The following is a 24,655-nucleotide window of genomic DNA, read 5'->3' as shown; positions in this document are numbered from 1 at the left end:
ATCTAAAAATAGGGGTTCATACCCGGAGGAAGGAAGCCTGCAAAGACAGGCGACCGACCCTCATACTTCTCGTATCAACCCAAACATGCCTTTTCATTAGGGGGATATATTAAAAATAGCTAAAGGACCCAAACACCAAGCATACCAGACAACCCGAATCCGCCCTCAAAAAAGAATTCATATGCGGAGGACGGAAACCCGCAAGGGTGACGACCGACGCTTATGCTTCTTAGATTCCCCCCCTAACAGTCCTTCCGTTAGGGGGGGAATCTAAGAAGTGGATTCAAAATATATGGTCATTTGTTTAAATATTTGATAATGTTAATATGTAATTTATACCGATCAACGAACGCGAAGATTATTTATGTTGGAGGAATGTACTCAATGACAATCTTATATATTGTTTTAGCTGTATTTATCTTATTTTACATTAACGCTTTAACGAATACATTATGTACGCGAAAAGAAATTCCTGAAGAACGACGTCCTAGGGTATTCCGCACTATCAATATACTTGTTACCTTTTTATTAATCTCGTCCTACATCGAAGTGCTATTTACATAAACTTCATACAATAGTTGAAAACGGTGAAGGATTTTCTTCACCGTTTTAATGTGTGTTGATATAAGCAATTTATATACCTTCTCACCCAAAATACACTTTCGAGCTAATATTAGCAGTACATAGCCCCTACGATAACTAGTAGAATGAACAGTACTACAATTAATGCCATCCCATTTCCATAACCTGCTGTCATATGCAGTTCCTCCTAACTTTTTCTAACGCTCAATTAGTATATGTTGGCTTCAAACAAAGGCTTAGTAGATATAAGCACTACCAACAATAACTAAAAGAATGAATAATACTACGATTAACGCGAAACCAGCTCCATAAGCGTGACCCATAAGAGCACCCCCTTTTCTACTGATAGTTCATACTATGCAGAGGGCATCAAAATTGCGTCTAGGCAGATGGCTCATTATGACAAGAATAATTGCGTGACGGTCGGCTATATCGTAAAATGCTTTCATTTTGGCTCAAGTTTCGTTACAATGAGTTCATGTGATATAGTATATGGTGTGATTTGGGCATACTGTGAGTAAATCTAAAAATTAGGAGTGTATGAACATATGAAGAAAAGTTTAGTTGCCTTAACAACTGCAGCAGGACTTCTCGCTCTAACAGGATGTAGCAGCGCAGATGGCAAATCTTCAGGAGACGGCTCTAAAGCTGTTGTAGAAACGAATGCTGGGAATATTACAAAAGACGACTTATATGAAGCAATGAAAAGTCGTGTAGGTGACCAAACAGTTCGTGACCTTGTGGATGAAAAAGTATTAAGCAAAAAATATAAAGTAACTGATAAAGAACTTAAAGACCAAATGGATAAATTAAAAGAGCAATACCAAGATCAATACCAAGCAGCTGTACAACAAAACGGTGAAGCGTACATTAAAAACATGCTTAAAATTGATCTTCTTCGCCAAAAGGCTGCAACAAGCGGTGTAAAAGTTAGCGAAGCTGACTTAAAAAAGGCATATGAAGAGAAAAAGCCTGAAATTAAAGCTAGCCATATTCTTGTAAAAGATGAAAAAACGGCTAAAGAAGTAAAAGCAAAGCTTGATAAAGGTGAAGATTTTGCGAAGGTTGCAAAAGAATATTCTCAAGACCCTGGTTCTGCTCAACAAGGCGGTGACTTAGGATTCTTCGGTACTGGAACAATGGACCCAGCGTTTGAAAAAGCGGCTTACAGCTTAAAAGTTGGTGAAGTAAGTCAACCAGTACAATCTCAATTTGGTTACCACATCATCAAGTTAACAGACAAGAAGAAGTTAGAATCATTCAAAAAAATGAAGCCTGAGCTTGAAAATGAGCTAAAACTTCAAAAAGTGGATCAATCTAAACTTCAATCAGCTGTTAATAAAGTCTTAAAAGATGCTGATGTAAAAGTAAAAGATAAAGATCTTAAAGACGCTGTTGATACTGGCGACTCTAACGCAAAATAATAAAAAAAAGCCCGTCCATTTTTTTGGACGGGCCTTTTTCGATATAAAAATAAGTGCCTGATTTGCAGGCACTTATTTTTATTAGATTGAGGACGTTTGATCTACGTCTTTGCGTCGTTCACGTTCTTGCTCCAAACGCTCCATATACACTTCGCCTTCTTTTTCAATAAACTCGTCTTCTACTTCACGATCCTGCTGTGCTGTTTTAATTGCCATAAACCCACTAAAGAAAATACCCGCTACGACCAAATAGATCCAAAAAGGTAGTGTAAACATCTTTTTTCCTCCCTATACAACTTGTACTTACGATCACTATATGTATAGGTTTAGGGATTTATTCCATTAAAAGGACAGGCTTATAAATTCGTTGGCTTGTAAAAAGAACGATTATCGAGCGCAAATACCTTCTCCGTAAATTCACCAGGTTTTGCTTTATCAAGGGCACGATCTAACATATTCATCTTTGCATCAATGTTATCGATTAAATGAAGCATTTCTGCTTCCTTAATGAGCGGCTGCTTCGGACTGCCCCACTCCAGTTTTCCATGATGAGATAGTACCATGTGCTGAAGCAGCATTACTTCCTCACCTTGAATTTTCAATTCTTCCGCGGCTTTGCCAATTTCGTTTACCATAATGGAAATGTGACCAATTAGATTTCCCTCTACCGTATACGTAGTCGCCACAGGACCTGACAACTCCATTACTTTTCCAAGATCATGTAAAATAATACCTGAATACAGCAGGTCTCGATTCAACGACGGATAAAGTTCAGAAATACTCGTTGCCAGCTTCAACATCGATACAACATGATATGCAAGACCTGATACAAATTCATGATGATTTTTCGTCGCGGCTGGATATTCTAGAAACTGCGCCTGATATTTATTTAAAAGATGTCTTGTAATACGCTGAAGGCTTGGGTTTTTCATATCGAAAATGGCTTGTGTAATCACATCCACCATTTCTTCCTTTTTAAGTGGTGCTACTTCTAAAAAGTCAGAAACTTGCACAGGATCGTTGGCGTTGGCCGGGCGAATGTTTCGAATTTTAAGTTGGTTACGCCCACGGTAATTCATAATTTCTCCCGCTGCTTTTACAATTCGCTGCGGAGCATAATGAATTTCGTCATCTGGTGATGCATCCCAGAGCTTCGCTTCAATATCCCCTGTTTTATCCTGCAAAATCAATGTTAAAAACGGCTTGCCGTTGCTCGCAACGCCTTTAACAGATGATTTAACAAGTAAATATAAATTGACTTGCTCTCCTACTTCATGACTTAAAATACCCTTTGTCATCCAGAACCCTCCCAGCTTCTACATTGTATGTACATTCATTTTATCACTGTCACGCAGTAAACATCAATTCATGAACCCTTGATAGGAAAGAGTTTAAGAAAAAACCATCTGTTGCTTTCATACATCAGATGGTTTTTAAAAGGATACGATTATTGATTTTTAGTAAGCTGAACCGCTTTTTTAATTCCTTTAAAGAACGAATGCTTATCATACATTAAAACACCACCGCGGTAAACGCGAGCACCAAACAGGGCAAGTGCAATAATAGTTACAACCAGTATCGCCATTCCAATCATTACTTCCCATACAGGAATTGTGAGAAGACCGACGCGTAAGAACATTATCATCGGTGTAAAGAACGGGATAAAGGACGTTACTTTAATAAACGTGGCTTCAGGAGTTCCTAGTCCCTGTACAGCAATCACAAAGGCAGCCACAATTAAAATCATAATGGGCATAATCGCTTGCTGTACGTCCTCTGTACGGCTTACAAGCGATCCTAAGAAGGCAGCCATCGTCGCAAATAATAAGTACCCTAGTAAGAAAAATACGACGCCGTAAACAAGAATAGAGGCCGACATTCCTTGAATATCAATCGCGTCTAATGCTTCTCTATTATTTTGGAACATTGAAAAACCTGCTACTAAAAACAGAAGCACAAACTGTGTCAGACTAAGGAGCGCAATTCCCAAAATTTTCCCGAACATTTGCGTAACAGGTGACACGCTTGAAATTAAGATTTCCATCACGCGTGAAGATTTTTCCGTTGCAACCTCTGTTGCGATCATGCTTCCGTACGTGATGACGGAGATATAAATGATGAATAATAAAATATAGACAAGTACGCGTGCCTGATTTAGCTCATCTTCCGTTTTTGCCCCTTTGTCCAGTGCTTTTTTATCAAACGAAACCGGTGTATAAAGAAGCTGGCTTTGCTCAGCAGTTAATCCTACTTTGCTAGAAGCAATCGTCGTTTTCAGCTGCTGTAGGCCTTGTTCTAAATCCGTCGGAACATCCATATCAGCCATAGATTCCGAGCGATAGCCTCCTTGTGGCAGCCCTTGGTCATTTAACGAAACGATCATATACCCTTTCCACGTTTCGTCCGTTACCTTTTTCTGTGCTTTTTTTTCATCCGTTGCTTTGATTAGCTGAATATCTGGATTTATTTTCTTAAGCTGTGCTTGATAAGGAGCAAGCAGCTCTCCACTTTCATCAATCACACCTACTTTCACCTTGTCATCCCCATTAAAGAGGTCAACGATGTGATTAATGTTTGTAAGAACTAAAGACGCTACACACATAATAACAGTCGTAATAATAAACGATTTTGATTTCAATTTGTTCAAATATGTATGAAAAAATACAATCCAAAACTTACTCATACGAAGCACCTACTTTCTCAATGAAAATATCATTTAAGGAAGGTTCTTCAATTTCAAACTTCCGAACGAAAGTCGCCTTTGACAACTCTTGAAAAATAGACTGTGAGACGCTCTCTTCACTAATTTGAAGCTCCCATCCCTCTGCTGTTTTTTTACTTTTGACAACACCAGGCAATTGAGTGATATGTTCAATATCTCCTTCTGCATGAACAATTAAATTCTTCTTTCCGAATGAACGCTTAATTTCCTTTAATCGTCCCTGAACAACAGGCTGACCTTTGTGCATAATGCACAGATTTTCGCAAAGCTCTTCAACGTGCTCCATGCGATGACTCGAAAACATAATGGTCGTTCCCTGCTCTTTAAGATCGAGGACGGCACTTTTTAACAGCTCAACATTAACTGGATCTAATCCACTGAAGGGTTCATCTAAAATGAGTAGTTTGGGGTTGTGAATAACAGAGGCGATGAACTGAATTTTTTGCTGATTTCCTTTTGATAGCTCCTCTACACGCTTTGTGGCGTACTCTGGAATTCGAAAACGCTCTAGCCAGACGTGCATGCGGTCTATAATATCTTTCTTTTTTACACCTTTTAACTTTCCTAAATAAACGAGCTGATCTTGGACTTTCAGCTTTGGATATAATCCTCGTTCCTCCGGAAGATACCCGATAACATTTGTACTGTCGTACGTAATATTTTTCCCATTCCACTTTATGTTTCCTTCACTAATGTCGATAAGACCTAGCGCCATACGGAATGTTGTTGTTTTCCCTGCCCCGTTTGCTCCTAAAAATCCAAAAATTTCTTTTTCAGGTATCGTCAGCGATAAATTATTTACGGCTGTAAAATCCCCAAAGCGCTTCGTGACATGTTCAATTTGTAATGCCATCATATGTCCCCTTTCAACTGTATGGTAAAAAATGTTTCTCTTACATTATAGCAGGAATTTACCAATAACATGAGAACTTTATAGATATACTATTTTTCACAACAAGGGGGACTAAAAAATGGGAGCGTATACATTAACCGTTTTTGAGAAGTCAGGAGAGAAATTAATAGATGAAACGTTTGAAGCTTCAACTGAAGCAGAAGCAAAGCAAAAGGGAACTGAACGCTTATCTGAGTTAAAGTTCGAAGAGCACACACACCGCTGTACATCTGCAGCTGGAAAACTTGTCTTATTTCATCGCTAAAAAAGAATCCTAGGCACCTTCCTAGGATTCTTTTTGATTAAAAGTCTATGAACGTTTTATTATTGACCTGTAAAAACTGGTGGACGCTTTTGTACAAAAGCTTCAATTCCCTCACGATGATCCTTTGTTTGATTCATCTGTCCTTGTCCCTCTTTTTCCATTTCAAGGGAAGCTTTTAACTGACTAAGGGATTGAGATACATAAATGTCTTTTGTCTTTTTCATTGCAAGAACAGGCTTCTTCTTCCAAGCGCCTACCTTTTGTTCAACCGCAGCGTCTAAATCAGATGCTGTTTCGTCGATAATATACTTCTCTAATCCTTGCTGTGCAGTTAATACTTCGCCTTCCCAAATCAGCTTTTTCGCCTCATGAGCACCCATTCTTTTTTCTAAAAGGAAGTGCCCTCCACCGTCAGGAATTAACGCAATTCCAATAAAATTCATCGCTAGCTTCGCCCGTTCGTCTGCAATAATGTAATCACAGGCAAGCGCTAAGCTAAGACCAAGACCAGCAGCTGCTCCATTTACGGCTGCAATGGTAATAGTCGGGAGCTGATAAAGCGTCGTAATAAGCTGATTAATGACGCCCATCACATCCCCAAACGATTCGTCGTGTGACGGTGCAAGCATCATTTTAATATCTCCACCCGCTGAGAAGGCTTTTCCGCTTCCTTTGATCACAAGGAAATCCGTCCCCTGCTCTTTTACATGCTGAAGGGCAGAAAGAACCTCTTTTAACATTTCAAGATTTAAAGCATTTAGCGCATCTGCACGATTTAAAATCATCGTCGCTACGCGATCTTCATATGTTAACTCCACTAATTTTGTTTCAACAGCCATTATTCATTCCTCCTACAAATTTGATTGATACTGCTCAAGAACTTGTTCACGAAGCTTTCGCTTTAAAAACTTTCCGACAGATGTTTTTGGGATCTCTTCCATGAACAGCACATCGTCTGGAAGCCACCATTTTGCAAATTGCGGCGCTAAAAAGGCCAGCACTTCTTCCTTAGTTACTTGATCCTTATAGGCATCCTTTAAAACGACGCAGGCTACAGGACGCTCCTGCCATTTTTCATGAGGAACGGCTATAACAGACGCCTCAAAAATTCCCTCGTGAGCCATAAGAGCATTCTCTAAATCAACAGAGGAAATCCACTCCCCACCGCTTTTGATCAAGTCCTTCGTTCGATCGACAATTTTCACGAAGCCTTCTTCATCAACGGTGACCACGTCACCCGTGTGAAGCCAACCATCATGAAAAGCATCGGTCGTACGCTCATCATTTAAATATTCCGATGCAATCCAAGGACCTCGGAGCAATAACTCGCCCATTTCTTTCCCGTCCCATTTCACTTCTCCCTCTACACCTATAACCTTCATGTCAACACCAGGAATAATCATTCCTTGCTTGGCTTTATACTCATAGCGTTCATCGTCCGGAAGCGCCTGCTGATTGCTCTTAAGTACAGATGCCATAACGAGCGGACTTGTTTCCGTCATCCCATAGGCTTGAACAAACGGTACGCCGAATTTCTTTTCATACTTCTCAATAATGCCACGAGGTGCTGCCGATCCTCCGCTAATAAACGAGCGAACGTTGCTAAAGTCATATTCTCTCTCTTCCATTTCTTTTAAGACACCCATCCAAATCGTTGGAACACCTGCTGCAATGGTTACTTTTTCACTTTCAATAAGCTCCGCTAAAATTTTAGGCGTAAAAAATGGTCCTGGCATTACAACGTTTGTACCAAACCATGTACATGCAAAAGGGAATCCCCATGCGTTCACATGAAACATCGGTACGATTGGCATCGCGATATCTTGCTCGGACACCGCACAAGTATCGGCTAGACCGAGTGCCATACTGTGCAAGTAGATGCTTCTATGCGTATAGACAACGCCTTTTGGATTACCCGTTGTCGCTGACGTATAGCAAAGTCCTGCTGGATCGTTCTCGTTAATATCTGTGCTAAACAGATACGTCTCGCTTCCTGTTTTCAGTAACGCTTCATATTCGTACACATTTGTTAACGTCGTAGCTGGAACAGATTCCTCATCTGTCATGACAATAATGGCTTCTACCGTTGGAATATGGTATTTAATCGCATCCAGAATCGGTAAAAAGCAGTCATCTACTAGTAGCACTTTATCTTTTGCATGATTGATGATATACGCGATTTGCTGTGGATCTAGGCGTATATTAATCGTATGAAGCAATGCCGAAATACCTGGAATAGCGAAATATGCTTCTAAATGACGGTGATGATTCCAGGCAAGCGTTCCTACCGCCTCTCCTTTTTTGACACCCAAGTTCTCTAACACATTCGCTAATTGCCTTGTTCGTTTGCCAATTTCTTTGTACGTAAAACGTTTGATCCCATTTGAATATCTCGAAATGACTTGCTTTTTCGGGAAAAACTTTTCTGCTCTTTCCATCATGGTTGGAATTGTTAGCTGTACATTCATCATCATTCATCACCCCACGCCTTTATAGGAAACGCTTACAAAAATTGAGTTTTCATCAAAGGTCTAATGAACGATCTTTTGCTTTGTCAAGCTCAGGAATGTTTAATTATTCCATTTTTCGTTAGACAAACTTCGGTAGAAAACTACATACATGGTATATATTCCGCAAATCTTTATTAAATCCTCTACCTCAAATCAAAAAAATGAATGCCCATTCAACTTTCCCGCACAAAAAAGGTGATCGCTAAAAACGATCACCTTTTTCCTCATTTCTCAACTGTTGCTTCTTCACTAAACAGATCGTTTAGGATGTTAATTTTTTCATTCGTATAATGCTCAAAGTTATCATTGTATGATTTTGGGTCCTTCGGGTTGGCAAAGCGTGTAATTTTACCTGTCGTTGGATGAACAAATTTACTTGACGCGCCGCAGCCAAGACCGATAATGGTTTGTTTCTCTTCCATAATCATAATGTTGTAGATGCTCTCTTGATCAGGAAGCGCATAGCCGACGTTTTCAAGGTTTCCTAAAATATTTTTTTGACGATACAGATAGTAAGGCGCATAGCCTTCTTTTTCCGTAAAGTCTGTCGCCATTTGCATCATATCCGAAATCTCGTTACGATCGGCTACTTTGTACTTCTGTCTGTTTCTCGTCATTTCAGAAGCACGCTTAAATGATAACGTATGAACCGTAAGTGATTCTGGCATCAGCTTTTTCGTTTCATTTAGAGTATGCTGAAATTCCTCTACGCCCTCACCAGGAAGACCGATAATTAAATCCATATTAATATTGTTCATGCCCATTTCTCTTGCTAAATGGAATTTATCAATCGTTTCTTCTACCGTATGATGACGACCGATTGCTTTTAGCGTCTCTTGGATATAGGACTGTGGATTAATGCTTATACGGTCAATATTCCATTTATTCAGCACGCTCAGCTTTTCAGGCGTAATCGTATCCGGTCGCCCTGCTTCAACTGTGATCTCACGTACGTTTTTCACATCAGGGAATGATTCGTACATTTCCTCATACAGCATGTCCATCTCTTCTGCCGTAATGCTTGTTGGTGTTCCCCCACCATAATAAATCGTAGTAATCTTAATACCCTTCTCCTTCATCCATCGTCCCATTTCTTTCATTTCATAATGAAGACCGCCTAAGAATGAATTAACAGATCCTTGACGACCATTGATCGCATAGGCTGGGAACGTGCAATAAGCGCATTTTGTCGGGCAAAATGGAATCCCAATGTAAATACTCACTTCTTTTGACAAATCATATAAGTCTGGTACGACCTTTAATTGAAGATCAACAATTTGCTGTAACAGATTAATTTTCTCATCAGAAAGCAAATAATCTTCCTTCAATTGATGATGAGCTTCTTCTTTCGTTTCCCCGTTTTGCAATTTCGTGTGGAGAAGCTTCGTCGGACGGATACCTGTTAAAATACCCCATTTTTGTTCAATCCCCGTTAAATCCTGAAGAACGAGAAGATAGACGTGAAGCACCGTGTTTTTGATCTGTTTAAAGCGCTCTTTTTCTGTCTCGTATGTACCGAGCTCTTTCTCAAACGAAGCACGATATTCCGTTCCAGTTGCCAATTCAGTCAACGTAATAGCAGCTGTAACGGTCGTAGACACATCTACTTGCACAATTGCTTTTAACTCTGCTTCGACTGCCTCCGTTAGTGAAACAGATGATTCCTCGTAAAATAAATCCGTAATGAGCTGTAACGGACGCTGAAAGCGCTCATCTTGTATTCCTTCTATATAAACTTTCATTTAACTCACCTTTCGAAACAACATTTAATAAACTTATTTCAGTGTACTGAACAACTTCAGATGGGTCAATATTAGTTGCTTTGTTTTCAGTATATCAAATTCAACCTTTGACTAATCAATTTGGTGGATAACAAAAAAAGCTACAAGCATTCATCGCCTGTAGCCTCATTCTTTATTTAATCGTTTTTAGGTCATATAAGTAGCCAATGCGGTGCTGCTTTCGGAATAGCTCTTTCACCATATACGCGACTCCGTTCTCATTGTTCGAGCGTGTAATCCATTTTGCCACCCTTTTTAACTCGTTCGGTGCATGCCCCATTGCAACACCCATACCTGCCTGTTCTACCATCTCTACATCATCGTGGCAGTTTCCAATGACAACAACGTCCTCCATTGGAATTCCAAGCTGCTGTGCTACTGCACGCAGGCCTGTTGCTTTGCAAGCACCTTTTGTTGTGATGTAGCATCTATGTTCATGAGGATACGAGAACCAATCAACTGATTTTACTGCTGAAGCAACGGTCGCCTCTGCGCGCTCCATTTCACGTCGATTGGCAAAAAACACTTCAATCTTCGGAGTAGATACCGGCTCATTATACAGCGTGTTTTCTAGCGAATCAACGAATTGGAGCGGATAAAACAGCGGTTCACCGGAACGTAGAACATTTTTAGATGTTAATTGATTTGGAAGCTTCACACGGTTTCCGATGGAAAAGCGCTCGTGCATAATCCGGATATGACAATCAAAGTGCTCAAGCATTTGTATAATCGCATAAGTGGTGTCTTCACTGATTCGTTTATTCACAAACGGCTTATCAACAGAGGAACCAATAAAGGCTCCGCTGTGCGTCACTAATAAGGAAGAGGAAGGTAACTTCAATGCCTTAGCAAATTTCTTAGCAGATAGAAAATGTCTATTGGTAACGAGTGTTACGTCCACCCCTTTTTCTTTTACATAAGAAATGGCCTCTTTCGTTTCTTTTGTTAAACGCCCTTGGCTATTTAGAATAGTCCCATCAATATTGAGAGCTAATAAGCGATAAGTCATCTTCATAATCTCCTCTCGCAAGCTGTCTATACTTAACGTGCTTACTAAACGCTTATGAGAAAAAAGAGATTTTTAGAACTATTACAACAGAAAAAGGATAGGACCATTGACAGCCATGATCCTATCCTAAACGCTCGTCTTTTATACAAAAGAACTCTTACTGTTGAACTGTTCCGTAGATATCTTCTAACGGCTTCATCACAACTTTGTTTACTTCAGCAATAAGCGTACTCATGCGTTGTTCAGATTCCATTAATTTTGCAATTTTTGGATTTTGCTGAACGAATGCAACAGTTTGCTGTGCCTGTTCTACCTCTTGTTGAGAGATCTCTTGACCGGACATTTGTTTTTGTTGTAATTCAAGTTGAATATTGCGGAACTTATCAAACAGTTCCTTCGCAGAACTATCTGCTTCTACCTCTTGGTATGCTTGCTTTAGATTGTTATACTCTTCGCTTGAACGTACCGCTTTCTCTAGATCGTATGCTACGTCATATACATTTACAGCCATGACAATGACCTCCTTCTCCATAGTAAGACTTCTTCTGTCTCCATAGGTACCACTATAACAAACTATTCGAGTGAACGCACACTAATAACACTAAAAGAAAAGAAGATCACGCTTACGATCGGATCGATTCACATCTACGCCCAATACAACATACGATATATCAGCATCTGCCTAGATTAAAAAAGCGGGGACTTTATCATGACGATGTTGAAAGTATTAGTAGACCCTATTGATGCACATACCTCCAAAGCTTTTGTCAGCAAAAAGCTTCTGGAGCACCTCGGTAACGTGGAAAAAACGCTTATACGCTGTGGAGCTGAAGCAGCGTCGCTTACCATTGAAGCTTTTGAAGCAAAGACCCTACAAATGAGGTGCTCATCTACGCTCCTGAAACAATTGCATTTACCGGTGCAAAAGCAACACCTATTGTTCTCGATTTATGACGGCGAACTTATTGTTGCGCCTGTTATCACGATCTTAACCGAAGTATATACCCAAGAAGAGCGCCCTTATTTTGGTTCGATTCATGCTTTTTGTGAAGAATTTTTTCACTACTGTCAACGTGAAGGAATCTTTTTTTACGTTTGTACAACCGACAGTTCTAAGCAGGGATCTGAAGAATGGCAAGGATATGTATGCACAGAAGAAGGTAACTGGGAGTTAACGCTCGTTCCCCGCCCTCATATTGTGCACAATCGTATTCATTCGAGAAAGCGCGAACGCAGCGAGGAATTCAAGCAATTTGTTCATGTGCTTGAAGAACAGCAAATCCCTTATTTTAACGGTCACTACTTAAACAAATGGGAAGTATACGAAGGGCTCTCTTCCGTCGTTCACTTACATCCTCATTTGCCTAAAACCTATCAATTATCCTCAAAAGATACGCTCATTGATGTTCTAGCAAATCATCCTACCGTTTTTATTAAACCGATACATGGAAGCCAGGGGCGAAATATCTTCAAAGTTGCTCAAAATGATCATGCATACGTATTAGATTATACGACCTTTCAACAAGCGCTGAACAAAGAGTATGCATCCTTCTATGATCTATTTCACTCACTCTATCATCATCTAAAAAAACAAGGCTTCATTGTCCAAGAAGCCATCGAGTTAAAAACAGATCAACATGGAAGACCGTTTGATTTCCGCCTTCTTTGTCATCGAAATAAACAAGGACTGTGGAAAGTAACGTCAAGCGTTGCTAGAATCTCTTCAGAACACACCTTTGTCTCAAACCTAGCTCAGGGAGGGGCTCAGCTAAACGCCTTACAGCTATTAAAAGACCTCTATGACGAAAAAACAGCGCTTCACTTACTTCTCTTAATGAGAGAGTTAGCACTCGATATTTGTCAGGAGCTCAGTACCAATCAGTCCAAGATTTTCGGCGAGTTCGGCATTGATCTAGCACTTGATCAAGAAGGTCATCCATGGATTATTGAAGTAAATACGAAGCCTTCAAAACAACTGTATCAAGAAGCAAATAAAGTGAGACCTTCTACAAAAGCACTGCTTGAATATTGCCTTTACCTCTTTCAAGCATCCAATCGTTAACGCCTCACTACTAAAGGAGCGGTTCACTCATGATTACTTTAGGTTTTTTAACCATCCACAAAAATCAAGAAAATACCTATGCAACAAACATTGGAAGATTTGCCTCTAAGCATGACGTCACCTATTACCGTTTCACTCCGTTTTGTATTCATCCACAAACAGAACTAGTAAACGGTGAAAAATATGATGTTGATACCGATGAGTGGATTTCCTGCGAATTTCCCCTCCCATCTTTCATTTATGATCGCTGCTTTTATAAAAACGATTCCTTATCAAAACGAGCACGTCCTATCGTAGATTGGTTAAAAAAACGTCATGACTTAACGTTTTTAGGCTATGGACTTCCTGATAAATGGACGGTTCACCAGTCTCTTCAGGAGGATAGTGATATCTCCCCTTACTTGCCTGAAACAACGCTCGTGAATTCAGCAAAAGACGTGATGGAGCTACTGATGAAAAAGCGGCGTATTTTAATCAAGCCCTGTAACGGATCACAAGGAAACGGTATTATTGCCTTAACCATCGAGCGAAGCGGATTATTCGCCCACTACCACAAAGGTTATGAAGCGGTGAAAAAACAATTTGATCGCCCTGAACATCTTCGAACTTGGTTAACAAGAGTTGTTCTCCATCAGCCTTATCTCGTTCAGCCCTATTTCCACATTCATAATCAAAAAGGACGTCCGTTTGATATTCGGGTATTGCTTCAGAAAAATGAAAACGGAGAATGGGGGCAAGTCGGTAAAGGCATTCGAATGGGCGGAGATCGTTCCCTTGTCACGAATGTTAGTGCTGGTGGTGAAATTGTCACCTTCTCGGAATGGTCAGCGAAGCTCCCTCCTCGAAAACGACTGTTTATTGAAGAAGAATTAGAAAGTATTTGTCGACTCTTACCTACGAGCTTGGAAAAAAAGGTTCCGTCCCTCTTTGAACTTGGCGTCGATATTTGCACTTCACACGACGGCGGTGTATGGCTACTTGACATTAATTCAAAGCCAGGACGCAAGACCGTTCTTCATACCCAACCCGAATCAGAAGATCTCTTATACGAGGCACCTATTTTATATTGCAAGCATCTCGCCAATTCAAAAACGACTGCAAATAAGGAGTAGTTCTCTATGACGACTTTATTTCGTCTCTCAATCTTTGAACACGAACAAGATATGGTTTATCTTCCACGCGGAATAAACACCCTATTTTCTCATCTCTCTTTTGGAGGAAACTGTCTTTGCTGCTCCTTTTCTAACAGCAAAAAGGACGAAATAAGCGTGTCCTCTTCGCTAGCAACGAAATTATTGCTTCCGCAAATGGAAAAAGTTCATCTCTTCTTTCATGAAGAAACGCTTCACATTGGTCCGCTTGTTGGCATTTTTTCAGCAGGGTTCACAGGATCCTTGTTACGACCTATTGGTGGTCGTTCGCTGTTTTTTGCGAAGCTTTTGTCACATGTTAAATCGACAGGAGGCAGCGCCTTTTTATTTGGCACTCATCATATTAACTGGGAAAATGGGACGATTAACGGCTATTTTTATACCGATAAGGGTTGGATCCAGCAGCTGATTCCGTTTCCACACGTCGTCTATGATCGCCTTCCAAATAGACGCGTTGAACAATACGAAACGTTCAAGCTAGTAAAAGAACGACTGCAAAAGGAATACTTAATTCCATGGTTCAATCCTGGATTTTTTAATAAATGGAGTATTTATCAGCTTCTTCAACAAGAACAAAGCGTTCAGACTTATTTGCCTGAAACACGATATGCACCTTCCTTTGATGAAATTAGAGACATGATCCATCGTCATCAGACCGTGTTTTTGAAACCCGTAAACGGGAGCCTCGGCAAAGGAATTATTCAAATCAGCTATGACTCACAGGAAAATCGCTATGATTGTCAATATCGACTTGGGACAGAAAACATGCAGCGGACGTTCTATCAATTCGATACGCTTGCCTCCCACATTTTAAGTGATTTGAATCTAAAAGATTATCTAATTCAACAAGGAATTTCACTTATTCGTCGCCACGAACGAAAAGTTGATTTCCGCGTCCACACAAATAAAAATGAGTGTGGAATGTGGGAAATGACGGCAGTAGCTGCCAAGCTTTCAGGTCGAGGAAGCGTGACGACTCATTTGAAGAACGGGGGCATTGTTCAAACGCTTGATGAACTTTTTGCATCTGCATCAAAAGTCAAAGAAATAATGGCAAAGCTTCAAACCGCTTCTCTTTTAATAAGCTCGGTGTTAGAAAATCGCATGGAAGAACTGATCGGTGAAATTGGCTTTGACTTTGGAATTGATGATCGTGGAAACGTTTGGCTGTTTGAAGCAAACTCTAAGCCCGGAAGATCCATCTTCTCACACCCGAAGCTTCATCATGAAGACGTACGCACTCAGCAGTTGTTTCTAGCCTACGCAAAGCACCTTGCTGAAAAAAGCATTCAGGAGCCCGAGGTTCTCTATACATGAAAATGATCTACTTCGACGGCATATCAGGTCGATGGTTTCATCAAACGGATCAGGCGTCTTTTGTATGGGGGAAAGAAAACAAAGAGATTTCGTATTCAGCTAACACCTTCTCTACTTGCGGCTTTCGAGTAAAGAATACCGCATACAATAAAATAGGTCCTCTTATTGGTGTCTTAACGAGTCCATCTGTGCTAAATCGTATGAACGACCAACCTCATCAAAATATTCTATCTTTGCATCAGATCGTTCAAAAGCACGGTGGCTTGCTTGTGCTTTTCTCTTTAAACAACGTAACAACTTCCTTTATTGAGGGCCTTATTTATAACAGAGGAATATCACAATGGGAATCAGCGATTTTACCGTTCCCGGACATCATATATAATCGCTATCCAAATCGAAAAAAGGAACAAACGTTGCTTTTCCAACAGCAGCTTACACAGCTAAAAAAGCATCAGATTCCTATTATAAATGAACGCTTCTTTTCAAAATGGGATGTTCATCAATTGTTTTCGAATCACCCGTTTCTCAAAACCCACGTGCCCTATACGACTTTATTTCAAGGCTTTGATGATTTACAATCGATGCTAGAAGATTATCATTACGTGTATATTAAACCTATCCACAGCAGTAAAGGGCGAGGCATGGCTTCACTAACTCTTCAGGAAAATGGCATGATCATCTATCAAGATCACCAGAGAACGAAATTATTTCCTACTCTATTAGAACTAGCAAAGAATACATTAACAGGCTATGAAGGTCACCTCATCTTACAAGAGGGAATTAAAAGTCAGACCCATAACGGAAATCGTTTTGACATTCGTTTGCTCGCTCACAAATCACGCGATCAATATATTGTCAGTGGCATTGGAATTCGTCAGTCTCTCGCACAGCCGTTAACGACCCACGTAGTAAACGGGGGGCAAATTCTGCCGATCGATCAAGTTCAAAAACACGTCGATTTTAATAGACTTCAGCAGATCGCACAAGCTTCAGGAGAAGCGCTCTCAAAGGGCTACAACCTGATTGGTGAGTTCTCTTTAGACATTGTGCCTTCCCTTCATCATCACTACTATGTACTGGAAGCAAACGCAAAGCCGATGATTTTTGACGAAGAAGATATTCAGGAATCTGGCTCACGAAATTTATATAAGCTTTTTTGCGAACTGACTGGATTTTCACCTTAACATCCCTACGACTTAATTGCGTAGGGATGTTTGTGATATGTGATAAAATAATGAAAATGAAATTGTCAGAAAGGAGTATGTGATGATTACACAGTTACAAGAGTTATTCGGAGACAAGCTCATCACAGCTACTCATCCATTTGATACTCACATTTATAAATGGTTCACAAACGGTACGAGTTACTATATCGGCATTGAAGCTTCTTCATTATCAGGAGAACAAGAAGCGCTGCTCAGTATTTTTTTACCTGAATTTCAAATTGCCGATCAGCACCTTTCGAAAGAACAACAGCAGTGGAAAGTACTGTTGTTTGACAAGCCCAACCAGTTGCTGAATGAAAACACTAGTTTCTCCGGTATACGATTTATTCACTTTTCATTTAAAAGTCCGATTCAAGATCAGCTAGAATTTGAGCAAGCTCTTTCTGGCCTTTATCACACAGATGTTATCATCCTCTGGGAAAGCAGGGTGACGGGCGTCTTAATTGAAAAAATAAAAGAACCTGATGATCCTGTACACAGCATTAGTGATGTCATTGACGTGCTGACGAGTGACTTTGGTTCCTCTATGCAGTTTTTTGAGGGACAGGCCTATAAGCTCCCTTTTTTAGCAGGACAGTTCTTTCAACAGGAAAAAAAGTGGTTCATGCAGTCAAAGGAATGGTTTAGCACACAGCGAGTATTTAGTATGAACAAGCTTCTTCCTTTTCTCTTATTGCAAGAAGCTTCTCCTCTGTTAAAAGAGCAGCTGTCTCGTGTGATTGACTTTATTGCAGAAGATGAAGAGATGATCCACACTATTAAAACGTTTCTAGAATGCAACATGAATGTTTCTCTCACTGCGAAGACGCTATACATGCATCGCAACAGCTTGCAGTACCGCATCGATCGCTTTATTTTACGAACAGGATTGGATATTAAACGCTTCTCAGAAGCGATTACTGCGTACTTAGCCATCATGTCCATTCAGCGACTATAAAGCATTCGTCATTGTGCACAAACCATCCCCCACTTTTTTAGGCATGTTTCACATTTACTGTATTTTCAAAAAACGATATGATTAACGCATCAACGAAAACGTTTTCAAACTTTAGGGGGATGGTCAGAATGGCAGAGTTGAAACTAGATAATATTTATAAAATTTATGATAACAAAGTAACCGCTGTAGACGATTTTAATCTACATATTCAAGATAAAGAATTCATCGTGTTTGTTGGTCCATCAGGGTGTGGAAAATCAACTACCCTTCGCATGATTGCAGGACTTGAAGAAATTTCAAAAGGAGATTTCTTTATCGATGGAAAACGTGTGAATGATGTTGCACCGAAAGATCGCGACATCGCCATGGTATTCCAAAACTATGCGCTATATCCTCATATGACGGTATACGATAACATGGCTTTTGGTTTAAAACTACGTAAGTTTCCGAAAGATGAAATTGAGCGTCGTGTAAAAGATGCAGCGCGCATTTTAGGATTAGAGCCTTACCTTGAGCGTAAACCAAAGGCACTTTCAGGTGGTCAGCGTCAGCGTGTGGCTTTAGGACGCGCGATCGTACGTGATGCAAAAGTATTCTTAATGGATGAACCGTTATCAAACTTAGATGCGAAACTTCGTGTTCAAATGCGCTCTGAAATTGCCAAACTTCACCAACGCTTACAAACAACAACCATTTACGTTACCCATGACCAAACAGAAGCAATGACAATGGCAACTCGTCTAGTTGTTATGAAAGATGGCGTTATTCAGCAAGTTGGTGCACCAAAAGAAGTGTACGAAAAGCCTGAGAACGTATTCGTAGGTGGATTTATCGGTTCACCAGCGATGAACTTCTTCACTGGAACATTAAAAGACGGTACGCTTCAACTTGGTGACGTATCTGTTGGCGTTCCAGAAGGAAAAATGAAAGTTCTCCGTGACCAAGGATATGTAGGAAAAGAAATCATTCTTGGTATTCGTCCAGAAGATTTCCACGATGAGCCTTTATTTATTGAATCTTCTGCTGGAACAAAAGTAACGGTAACGGTTGACGTTGCTGAGCTAATGGGTGCAGAAACAATGGTATATGCACAAATTAACGGCCAAGATTTCGTAGCACGTGTTGACGCTCGTTCTGAAGTAAAACCAGGTCAAAAATTAGACCTAGCACTAGATTTAAACAAAGCACATTTCTTTGATGCACAAACAGAAAGCCGCATTCGTTCTGAAAAAGAATAATACGTAAAAGCCTACAAACTTTTTACCATATATAATGAGATATACTGACAATGAACAAAAGCTAAGAGAGCACTCTCTTAGCTTTTTTCTATGCCTGAATGGACTGCACCTCTTCATTTCCACATGTCTCACAATAAAACATATGTGAACAGTAATGTCCCTTTTGATTCATCATCTGATCGGAAACGTCAAATTCCACATAAGCGCTATAGTCGTCTAAGTAGTCCGCTACTCTCCCCAGATCTTTTTCTTCGCTTCCACAAGTTGAGCACACGTAATAGACCGTAGAAAATCCGTTGCATAGTGGACACATGTTCATCGAATCACCCCATCCTCTTTTTCACTTATTTTTAATATGCGATGAAGGGAAAGTTTTTATCGATAAAACCGCTGTGTGCTATCTTAAACCTCTGGAATAAAATTACCAATAATTACTAATGGTGATCAACGAATACTTTTTTCAAACTTTCTCATACTACTAATACACCACCAAGGTTACTTCTTAACATTACTGGGTTAAGCCAAGCTTGGCAGTAGAACCTTCTACATCGTTGGTGCAAATCCAACTAGCCCAACCAAAAAAATACTTAATTTAACAAGGAGATGACTTAGTATGGCAAACACAAACAAATTAGTAGTACCAGGTGCAGAAGCAGCTCTTGATCAAATGAAGTATGAAATTGCACGCGAATTCGGCGTACAATTAGGTGCTGACACAACAGCTCGCGCTAACGGTTCAGTTGGTGGAGAAATCACAAAACGCCTAGTTCAATCAGCTCAACAACACCTTGGCGGAAGCTACAAATAAGCATTATTTCATAACTTTATATGCTATGGATTCAGCACTCTAAGCACTCTGCTTAGAGTGCTTACCTTTGATAAAAATCATACAAAAAACCGTAGCATTCCTTTTTGAATACTACGGTTTAGTGCGTATTATTGCTCCAAAACATTTAAAAAGCGACGCGTGCGCTCTTGCTTTGGATTTGCGAAGAATTCACTTGGTGCGCCTCGTTCCACAATTACCCCTTGGTCCATAAATATTACTTCATCCGCAACATCTTTTGCAAAACGCATTTCGTGTGTTACGACCACCATCGTCATGCCTTCTTCGGCTAAGTCTTTCATAACCTTCAACACGTCACCAACTAACTCAGGATCTAGCGCTGACGTCGGCTCATCAAAAAGCATAACTTCCGGCTCCATAGCCAGTGCACGCGCAATTCCCACACGCTGTTGTTGACCACCTGAAAGCTGTGACGGATAAAAATCAACTTTATCTCCTAGCCCTACTTTCTCTAGAAGAATTCTCCCTTTTTCTTTTGCCTTTGAAGCAGACTCTCCTTTTACAATAACAGGTCCTTCAATTACATTCTCAAGAGCCGTTTTATGCGGAAATAGGTTATAGTTTTGAAACACCATACCTGTTAATCTTCTAAAAGAGGCGACTTCACGCTTGTTCGTCTTTTGATCGAAATTCAGTGTTTTTTCACTAATTTTCACTCGACCTTTTGTCGGCGTTTCAAGCACGTTTAAGCAGCGAAGAAAGGTCGTTTTCCCTGAACCCGAAGGACCAATGAGAACGACCACTTTTCCTTTGGGAATCTCCAAATTCATTCCCTTTAACACTTCTAACTCACCAAATGACTTATGCAGTCCTTGAATCGAAATCATTGTGAAAACTCCTTGTCCATTTATTTCGCTAAGTAACGGCCAAATCTATTCTCAAGTGAACCTTGAATGATCGATAGAATAAAGCACAGAATCCAATATAATACCGCTGCTTCTCCATATAAAAGCAAGAATTCATACGTAACCGATGCAATCTCTTGTGCTTTTCGGAACATTTCCATTACTAGGATAAACGATGCAAGAGACGTATCCTTCACTAAACTAATAAACGTATTAGATAGGGGCGGAATAGAGACTCGAGCTGCCTGCGGGAAAATGACGCGTCTCAATGTTTGTGAGTATGACATCCCAATTGAATATGCAGCTTCCCACTGACCTTTTGGAATCGACTGAATCGATCCACGAATAATTTCTGACGCATATCCCCCAACGTTTAACGAAAACCCAATGACAGCAGCTGGAAATGGATCAAGTTTTATACCTAAGTCTGGCAAAGCGAAAAAAATAAGTGACAACTGTACGAGTAACGGCGTTCCTCGAATAATTGACACATACACACGTGCGATTCCTCGCAATATTTTACTAGACGACATTCTGGCTAAAGCTGTTAAGACGGCTAAAATGATCCCAAAAATAAACGAAAGAATCGCTAACGGGATCGTATTTTTAATAGCACCCTCGAGCATTGGCCCGAGGGAGTCTTTTGCAATTGCCCAAGAATTGCTTAATTGTTCTGGGTCTTGGAAGATATTATTTAGGAGAAACATCTTCGCCAAACCATTTCTTCGAAATCTTTTCGTATGTGCCGTCTTTTTTCATATCTGCTAATGCTTTGTTTACTTCTTTAACAAGCTTGTCGCTATCTTTACGGAATAAAAACGCGCTTTCAGCAGAATCTTTCTCTTCTTTCACAATTTTAACTGCTGAATTAGGCTTACGGTTTAAATAATCTAAAATCGCTAGCTTATCGTTTACCGTTGCATCTACACGTCCTTGTGTAATTAAGTCCATTGATTGCGTTAATCCTTCAATACCGACAATGTCTGCACCGTTGTCTTCGGCAATTTTACGGTAGTTACTTGTTAGAGACTGCGCCGCTTTTTTGCCTTTTAAGTCTTTAAAATCTTTGATGTCCTTGTTGTTTTTCGCCGTTACAAGTACAGCAGCTGAAGAAATGTACGGATCTGAGAAATCATATTTCTTTTGGCGATCCTTTCGAATGCCAACTTCGTTGGCAATTACATCAAAACGTTTGGCGTTTAATCCTGCAAATAGGCTGTCCCACTGCGTTTGAACAAACACAGGTTTTACACCTAAGCGTTTTGCTACTTCACGGGCAATATCAACGTCAAATCCTGTTAATTTCCCGCCTTTATTAAAAGTGAAAGGAGGATATGTACCTTCTGTACCAATTTTTAATTCTCCTGACTTTTTCACTTCTTTGTATAGATCTGCACCGGCATTATCAGATTTATCACTTGTACCACAAGCTGCTAATACAAGCACTAAACTACTGATTACAACCAGCATTGATAGTAACTTTTTCATTGTTGAAAACCCCCATTAATCTGATAGGAATATTAAAACCTCGACCTTGTGAAATATAATTGAGAAACGACAAAAAGTCAACAAGAAAGATTTCCTTTAGTATGCCCTTTTAAAAAAGATCTCATGTTTATTTTTTAGGATGTAATTTCATACATAAAAAAGCCGTTCGAAATGATTTCGAACGGCTTTTTTACGGTCCGTTTTTTAAAGCCAGAACTTTTGTCCTCTCAGAAATTCGGATTCATGATTTCCACTAACACTTTTCGAATTCTTCTATTTTCTACATGATCAACAGTCAGCACCATGTCTTCATATTGAAATCGTTCTCCTTTTAGTGGTATTCGCTCAAACTGTTCAAACACCCACCCACCAAGCGTATGATAAGAGCTCTCTGGTTGCGTAATGTTTAACATTTTTACAAACTCATCTAACGATAACTCGGCATTAAACTGATAATTATGCTCGTCAATTCGATGAACGTTCTTCACTGTTTCGTCGTGCTCATCCCAAATTTCACCGACAATCTCCTCTAATATATCTTCTAAAGTCACAATACCTGATGTGCCACCAAACTCATCCACTACGACGGCAAGATGAACCTTATTTTGTTGCAGTTCAGGTAATAACACGGAAATTTTCATAGACTCAACTACATAAATAGGCTGGCGAACCAATGAAGAAAGCTCTACGTTATTCCCCTTCACGAGCTCACTTAAAAATTCTCGCTCCGATAGAATGCCAACAATGTTATCAATATGATCTTGATATACAGGAATTCGAGAATAACGCTGTTCTAAAAAGAGATCACGAATTTCTTCTAGAGGCTGACTGATTTCTACCGCAATGACATCGGTTCGAGGAGTTAAAATTTCTCCGACTAAGATTTCATCGAATTCCAAGGAACGATGTACGAGTTCTTTTTCACGATTATCAATAATTCCTTCTTCTTCACTGATATCAACCAGAACCTTAATCTCCTGCTCTGTCACAGAAGGCAAAACGACTCCCTTCGAAAAGAAGCGATGAAGAATTGAAAAACAATATGTAACGGGGAAAAAAACAATATTTGTGCTAATGATAATAGACGACAGAGTAACGACTGTTTTTTCTGCTCGCTTCCCTACCGCAATAGCAGGTAGTGCCTCTAGAAAAAAAAGAACGAACGCCATCATGCATAGTACGCTTACAAGTACCCCGATCGACTCACCGAAAAAATGGATAAATATAGAGGCAGATAGAGAAATAACAATAATCGTGAGAACATTTTTGCTAATGACCGTACTAGCATGTACACGGTCAAAGTGCTGTAAGATATAGACGGACTGTTTCTTTTGAAAAGGTTGATCATCAAGAAAGTTTTTTAATCGGGCTTTAGACGTTTTCTTCATGGCAGCTTCTACAAAAGAAACCCCAAAAGCTACTCCAACCATAAACAGCACAACCATCATTTGACTCAGCGGCAGATCTCCCAAGTATCGTTCACTCTCCTATTTTTTGTTTGAATATTCAGTTTTTATTTATCATATCAAAAATCAGTGATTTGTTAAATCATTTTGTCAGGTACCATCACTCTCTAAGCCTAAAGGAAAATAGTCCATCAAAAAGGAATATCCATCTTATACCAACATATTCCGTAAAGAATTGTTTCATGCAGCCCCTTATTTTTTACTTCCTTATTCCAACCTTTTATACTTAATAACGTGAGGTGAAAAGAAATGAATATTGCATTGTTAGGTGCCACTGGTCGAGTTGGCTCCGAAATTTTATCACTAGCATTACCGGATCATCGTGTAAAATCACTTGTTCGAGATTCATCAAAAGTAACGAAGGGAAATCATCCTCATTTAACGTTAAAAGAGGGGAATGCCCTTAATAAATTGGATTTAATAAAGACAATTAAAAACGCAGACGTCGTCATTAGTGCACTCAATACAGACGGAGAAAACGTACTGTCTGAAACAATGCCTTTAATTATTGAGTCCATGAAGCAGCATGATGTAAAACGACTGATCACAATCGGAACTGCGGGGATTTTACAGTCGCGTACTGAACCGCATCTTTACCGATTTCAGTCTTCAGAATCAAAGCGACGTTCCACAAGAGCCGCTGAAGATCATTTAAAAGCTTATTTAATGCTTCAAGAGTCTGATCTCCATTGGACGATTGTGTGCCCTACCTATTTACCTGATGGGGAACGCACAGAGACATATCGTTTTGAAAAAGACGTTCTGCCTGAAGGTGGAGTGAAAATTACCGTAGGAGATACGGCTGACTTTGCTTATAAGCAGCTCCATGATTCTTCATTTATTGGATCACGGGTAGGTCTTTCCTATTGAAAAAGCACCCCATTATAAATGAG

The 24,655-nt window shown here is 39.9% G+C and carries 27 protein-coding genes; 11 read left to right on the top strand and 16 right to left on the bottom strand.

Annotated elements, in window-relative coordinates; all coding sequences use genetic code 11:
• Positions 1–384 precede the first annotated feature (384 nt).
• Positions 385–564, top strand: a complete 180-nt coding sequence (locus AMD01_RS24700) for a hypothetical protein (RefSeq protein ID WP_053400733.1) — start codon at positions 385–387, stop codon at positions 562–564.
• Between the two features lie 109 nt (positions 565–673).
• On the opposite strand, the gene AMD01_RS23460 is transcribed toward AMD01_RS24700, so the two are convergent.
• Positions 674–757, bottom strand: coding sequence for a YjcZ family sporulation protein (locus AMD01_RS23460; RefSeq protein ID WP_083446466.1), 84 nt, complete (start codon positions 755–757; stop codon positions 674–676).
• A gap of 61 nt (positions 758–818) precedes the next feature.
• Positions 819–905 carry a YjcZ family sporulation protein gene (locus AMD01_RS23455; protein ID WP_083446465.1) on the bottom strand — a complete coding sequence of 29 codons (87 nt, stop codon included), beginning with the start codon at positions 903–905 and terminating at the stop codon, positions 819–821.
• Positions 906–1,130: 225 nt separating this feature from the next.
• On the opposite strand from AMD01_RS23455, the gene AMD01_RS07240 reads away from it, so the two are divergent.
• Entirely contained in the window at positions 1,131–2,006 is an 876-nt protein-coding gene (locus tag AMD01_RS07240; protein ID WP_053400732.1) for a peptidylprolyl isomerase, read from the top strand.
• Positions 2,007–2,087: 81 nt separating this feature from the next.
• On the opposite strand, the gene AMD01_RS07235 is transcribed toward AMD01_RS07240, so the two are convergent.
• The 4 genes from AMD01_RS07235 to AMD01_RS07220 all read right to left on the bottom strand — a co-directional run bounded on the left by AMD01_RS07235 (position 2,088) and on the right by AMD01_RS07220 (position 5,581).
• Positions 2,088–2,282, bottom strand: coding sequence for a sporulation YhaL family protein (locus AMD01_RS07235; protein WP_053400731.1), 195 nt, complete (start codon positions 2,280–2,282; stop codon positions 2,088–2,090).
• Positions 2,283–2,362: 80 nt separating this feature from the next.
• Entirely contained in the window at positions 2,363–3,304 is a 942-nt protein-coding gene (yhaM, locus tag AMD01_RS07230; protein ID WP_053400730.1) for a 3'-5' exoribonuclease YhaM, read from the bottom strand.
• 149 nt (positions 3,305–3,453) lie between these two features.
• Entirely contained in the window at positions 3,454–4,689 is a 1,236-nt protein-coding gene (locus AMD01_RS07225) for an ABC transporter permease (protein WP_053400729.1), read from the bottom strand.
• On the bottom strand, positions 4,682–5,581 hold the full coding sequence (locus AMD01_RS07220) for an ABC transporter ATP-binding protein (RefSeq protein ID WP_053400728.1): 900 nt from the start codon (positions 5,579–5,581) through the stop codon (positions 4,682–4,684). Before AMD01_RS07220 ends, AMD01_RS07225 begins: the two co-directional genes overlap by 8 nt.
• A 118-nt stretch (positions 5,582–5,699) precedes the next feature.
• On the opposite strand from AMD01_RS07220, the gene AMD01_RS07215 reads away from it, so the two are divergent.
• On the top strand, positions 5,700–5,885 hold the full coding sequence (locus AMD01_RS07215; RefSeq protein ID WP_053400727.1) for a YhzD family protein: 186 nt from the start codon (positions 5,700–5,702) through the stop codon (positions 5,883–5,885).
• A gap of 59 nt (positions 5,886–5,944) precedes the next feature.
• Here AMD01_RS07215 and AMD01_RS07210 read toward each other — a convergent pair whose 3' ends face one another.
• From AMD01_RS07210 to AMD01_RS07190, 5 genes are all read right to left on the bottom strand, one after another.
• Positions 5,945–6,724, bottom strand: a complete 780-nt coding sequence (locus tag AMD01_RS07210; protein WP_053400726.1) for an enoyl-CoA hydratase — start codon at positions 6,722–6,724, stop codon at positions 5,945–5,947.
• 12 nt (positions 6,725–6,736) lie between these two features.
• Positions 6,737–8,356 carry a long-chain fatty acid--CoA ligase gene (locus AMD01_RS07205; protein ID WP_211263387.1) on the bottom strand — a complete coding sequence of 540 codons (1,620 nt, stop codon included), beginning with the start codon at positions 8,354–8,356 and terminating at the stop codon, positions 6,737–6,739.
• 263 nt (positions 8,357–8,619) lie between these two features.
• Positions 8,620–10,137, bottom strand: a complete 1,518-nt coding sequence (locus tag AMD01_RS07200; RefSeq protein ID WP_053400724.1) for a coproporphyrinogen III oxidase — start codon at positions 10,135–10,137, stop codon at positions 8,620–8,622.
• Positions 10,138–10,309: 172 nt separating this feature from the next.
• On the bottom strand, positions 10,310–11,185 hold the full coding sequence (locus AMD01_RS07195; RefSeq protein ID WP_053400723.1) for a Cof-type HAD-IIB family hydrolase: 876 nt from the start codon (positions 11,183–11,185) through the stop codon (positions 10,310–10,312).
• Positions 11,186–11,342: 157 nt separating this feature from the next.
• The gene (locus AMD01_RS07190) at positions 11,343–11,696 is read right to left on the bottom strand and encodes a YlbF/YmcA family competence regulator (protein WP_053400722.1); all 354 of its coding nucleotides are present in this window, start codon (positions 11,694–11,696) and stop codon (positions 11,343–11,345) included.
• Between the two features lie 198 nt (positions 11,697–11,894).
• Here AMD01_RS07190 and AMD01_RS07185 point away from each other — a divergent pair, with 198 nt between their 5' ends.
• The 6 genes from AMD01_RS07185 to AMD01_RS07160 all read left to right on the top strand — a co-directional run bounded on the left by AMD01_RS07185 (position 11,895) and on the right by AMD01_RS07160 (position 19,116).
• Complete coding sequence (locus tag AMD01_RS07185; protein WP_053400721.1) at positions 11,895–13,247, top strand: YheC/YheD family endospore coat-associated protein; 1,353 nt, start codon at positions 11,895–11,897, stop codon at positions 13,245–13,247.
• Positions 13,248–13,276: 29 nt separating this feature from the next.
• Positions 13,277–14,359, top strand: a complete 1,083-nt coding sequence (locus AMD01_RS07180) for a YheC/YheD family endospore coat-associated protein (RefSeq protein ID WP_053400720.1) — start codon at positions 13,277–13,279, stop codon at positions 14,357–14,359.
• Between the two features lie 6 nt (positions 14,360–14,365).
• Positions 14,366–15,715, top strand: a complete 1,350-nt coding sequence (locus tag AMD01_RS07175) for a YheC/YheD family endospore coat-associated protein (RefSeq protein WP_053400719.1) — start codon at positions 14,366–14,368, stop codon at positions 15,713–15,715.
• Positions 15,712–16,899: a YheC/YheD family endospore coat-associated protein gene (locus AMD01_RS07170; protein ID WP_053400718.1), complete on the top strand. Its 1,188-nt coding sequence runs from the start codon at positions 15,712–15,714 to the stop codon at positions 16,897–16,899. The genes AMD01_RS07175 and AMD01_RS07170 overlap by 4 nt, the downstream gene beginning before the upstream one ends.
• Positions 16,900–16,981: 82 nt before the next feature.
• Positions 16,982–17,878, top strand: a complete 897-nt coding sequence (locus AMD01_RS07165) for a PucR family transcriptional regulator (RefSeq protein ID WP_053400717.1) — start codon at positions 16,982–16,984, stop codon at positions 17,876–17,878.
• Positions 17,879–18,006: 128 nt separating this feature from the next.
• Entirely contained in the window at positions 18,007–19,116 is a 1,110-nt protein-coding gene (locus AMD01_RS07160; protein WP_053400716.1) for an ABC transporter ATP-binding protein, read from the top strand.
• An 88-nt stretch (positions 19,117–19,204) separates the two neighbouring features.
• Here the strand turns inward: AMD01_RS07160 and AMD01_RS07155 are convergent, their stop codons facing one another.
• Entirely contained in the window at positions 19,205–19,435 is a 231-nt protein-coding gene (locus AMD01_RS07155; RefSeq protein ID WP_053400715.1) for a hypothetical protein, read from the bottom strand.
• A gap of 294 nt (positions 19,436–19,729) precedes the next feature.
• On the opposite strand from AMD01_RS07155, the gene AMD01_RS07150 reads away from it, so the two are divergent.
• Entirely contained in the window at positions 19,730–19,924 is a 195-nt protein-coding gene (locus AMD01_RS07150) for an alpha/beta-type small acid-soluble spore protein (RefSeq protein WP_053400714.1), read from the top strand.
• Positions 19,925–20,052: 128 nt separating this feature from the next.
• Here the strand turns inward: AMD01_RS07150 and AMD01_RS07145 are convergent, their stop codons facing one another.
• From AMD01_RS07145 to AMD01_RS07130, 4 genes are all read right to left on the bottom strand, one after another.
• Positions 20,053–20,790 carry an amino acid ABC transporter ATP-binding protein gene (locus tag AMD01_RS07145; RefSeq protein ID WP_053400713.1) on the bottom strand — a complete coding sequence of 246 codons (738 nt, stop codon included), beginning with the start codon at positions 20,788–20,790 and terminating at the stop codon, positions 20,053–20,055.
• A 20-nt stretch (positions 20,791–20,810) separates the two neighbouring features.
• The gene (locus AMD01_RS07140; protein ID WP_053400712.1) at positions 20,811–21,515 is read right to left on the bottom strand and encodes an amino acid ABC transporter permease; all 705 of its coding nucleotides are present in this window, start codon (positions 21,513–21,515) and stop codon (positions 20,811–20,813) included.
• Positions 21,499–22,296 (bottom strand): amino acid ABC transporter substrate-binding protein, encoded by a 798-nt coding sequence (locus AMD01_RS07135; RefSeq protein ID WP_053400711.1) that lies wholly within the window; start codon positions 22,294–22,296, stop codon positions 21,499–21,501. Before AMD01_RS07135 ends, AMD01_RS07140 begins: the two co-directional genes overlap by 17 nt.
• 227 nt (positions 22,297–22,523) lie before the next feature.
• The gene (locus AMD01_RS07130) at positions 22,524–23,768 is read right to left on the bottom strand and encodes a hemolysin family protein (RefSeq protein ID WP_053400710.1); all 1,245 of its coding nucleotides are present in this window, start codon (positions 23,766–23,768) and stop codon (positions 22,524–22,526) included.
• Positions 23,769–24,011: 243 nt separating this feature from the next.
• On the opposite strand from AMD01_RS07130, the gene AMD01_RS07125 reads away from it, so the two are divergent.
• Positions 24,012–24,632: an NAD(P)-dependent oxidoreductase gene (locus tag AMD01_RS07125; RefSeq protein ID WP_053400709.1), complete on the top strand. Its 621-nt coding sequence runs from the start codon at positions 24,012–24,014 to the stop codon at positions 24,630–24,632.
• The last annotated feature ends 23 nt before the right edge of the window (positions 24,633–24,655 follow it).

Source organism: Priestia koreensis (assembly GCF_001274935.1).
Lineage (GTDB): Bacteria > Bacillota > Bacilli > Bacillales > Bacillaceae_H > Bacillus_AG > Bacillus_AG koreensis.
This window is presented reverse-complemented; position numbering and strand designations above follow the sequence as displayed.

Excerpts from the sequence above, each read along its gene's own strand:
- AMD01_RS24700 (WP_053400733.1), top strand. The coding sequence starts at position 385 with ATGACAATCTTATATATTGTTTTAGCTGTATTTATCTTATTTTACATT.
- AMD01_RS23460 (WP_083446466.1), bottom strand. The coding sequence starts at position 757 with ATGACAGCAGGTTATGGAAATGGGATGGCATTAATTGTAGTACTGTTC.
- AMD01_RS23455 (WP_083446465.1), bottom strand. The coding sequence starts at position 905 with ATGGGTCACGCTTATGGAGCTGGTTTCGCGTTAATCGTAGTATTATTC.
- AMD01_RS07240 (WP_053400732.1), top strand. The coding sequence starts at position 1,131 with ATGAAGAAAAGTTTAGTTGCCTTAACAACTGCAGCAGGACTTCTCGCT.
- AMD01_RS07235 (WP_053400731.1), bottom strand. The coding sequence starts at position 2,282 with ATGTTTACACTACCTTTTTGGATCTATTTGGTCGTAGCGGGTATTTTC.
- yhaM (WP_053400730.1), bottom strand. The coding sequence starts at position 3,304 with ATGACAAAGGGTATTTTAAGTCATGAAGTAGGAGAGCAAGTCAATTTA.
- AMD01_RS07225 (WP_053400729.1), bottom strand. The coding sequence starts at position 4,689 with ATGAGTAAGTTTTGGATTGTATTTTTTCATACATATTTGAACAAATTG.
- AMD01_RS07220 (WP_053400728.1), bottom strand. The coding sequence starts at position 5,581 with ATGGCATTACAAATTGAACATGTCACGAAGCGCTTTGGGGATTTTACA.
- AMD01_RS07215 (WP_053400727.1), top strand. The coding sequence starts at position 5,700 with ATGGGAGCGTATACATTAACCGTTTTTGAGAAGTCAGGAGAGAAATTA.
- AMD01_RS07210 (WP_053400726.1), bottom strand. The coding sequence starts at position 6,724 with ATGGCTGTTGAAACAAAATTAGTGGAGTTAACATATGAAGATCGCGTA.
- AMD01_RS07205 (WP_211263387.1), bottom strand. The coding sequence starts at position 8,356 with ATGATGAATGTACAGCTAACAATTCCAACCATGATGGAAAGAGCAGAA.
- AMD01_RS07200 (WP_053400724.1), bottom strand. The coding sequence starts at position 10,137 with ATGAAAGTTTATATAGAAGGAATACAAGATGAGCGCTTTCAGCGTCCG.
- AMD01_RS07195 (WP_053400723.1), bottom strand. The coding sequence starts at position 11,185 with ATGACTTATCGCTTATTAGCTCTCAATATTGATGGGACTATTCTAAAT.
- AMD01_RS07190 (WP_053400722.1), bottom strand. The coding sequence starts at position 11,696 with ATGGCTGTAAATGTATATGACGTAGCATACGATCTAGAGAAAGCGGTA.
- AMD01_RS07185 (WP_053400721.1), top strand. The coding sequence starts at position 11,895 with ATGACGATGTTGAAAGTATTAGTAGACCCTATTGATGCACATACCTCC.
- AMD01_RS07180 (WP_053400720.1), top strand. The coding sequence starts at position 13,277 with ATGATTACTTTAGGTTTTTTAACCATCCACAAAAATCAAGAAAATACC.
- AMD01_RS07175 (WP_053400719.1), top strand. The coding sequence starts at position 14,366 with ATGACGACTTTATTTCGTCTCTCAATCTTTGAACACGAACAAGATATG.
- AMD01_RS07170 (WP_053400718.1), top strand. The coding sequence starts at position 15,712 with ATGAAAATGATCTACTTCGACGGCATATCAGGTCGATGGTTTCATCAA.
- AMD01_RS07165 (WP_053400717.1), top strand. The coding sequence starts at position 16,982 with ATGATTACACAGTTACAAGAGTTATTCGGAGACAAGCTCATCACAGCT.
- AMD01_RS07160 (WP_053400716.1), top strand. The coding sequence starts at position 18,007 with ATGGCAGAGTTGAAACTAGATAATATTTATAAAATTTATGATAACAAA.
- AMD01_RS07155 (WP_053400715.1), bottom strand. The coding sequence starts at position 19,435 with ATGAACATGTGTCCACTATGCAACGGATTTTCTACGGTCTATTACGTG.
- AMD01_RS07150 (WP_053400714.1), top strand. The coding sequence starts at position 19,730 with ATGGCAAACACAAACAAATTAGTAGTACCAGGTGCAGAAGCAGCTCTT.
- AMD01_RS07145 (WP_053400713.1), bottom strand. The coding sequence starts at position 20,790 with ATGATTTCGATTCAAGGACTGCATAAGTCATTTGGTGAGTTAGAAGTG.
- AMD01_RS07140 (WP_053400712.1), bottom strand. The coding sequence starts at position 21,515 with ATGTTTCTCCTAAATAATATCTTCCAAGACCCAGAACAATTAAGCAAT.
- AMD01_RS07135 (WP_053400711.1), bottom strand. The coding sequence starts at position 22,296 with ATGAAAAAGTTACTATCAATGCTGGTTGTAATCAGTAGTTTAGTGCTT.
- AMD01_RS07125 (WP_053400709.1), top strand. The coding sequence starts at position 24,012 with ATGAATATTGCATTGTTAGGTGCCACTGGTCGAGTTGGCTCCGAAATT.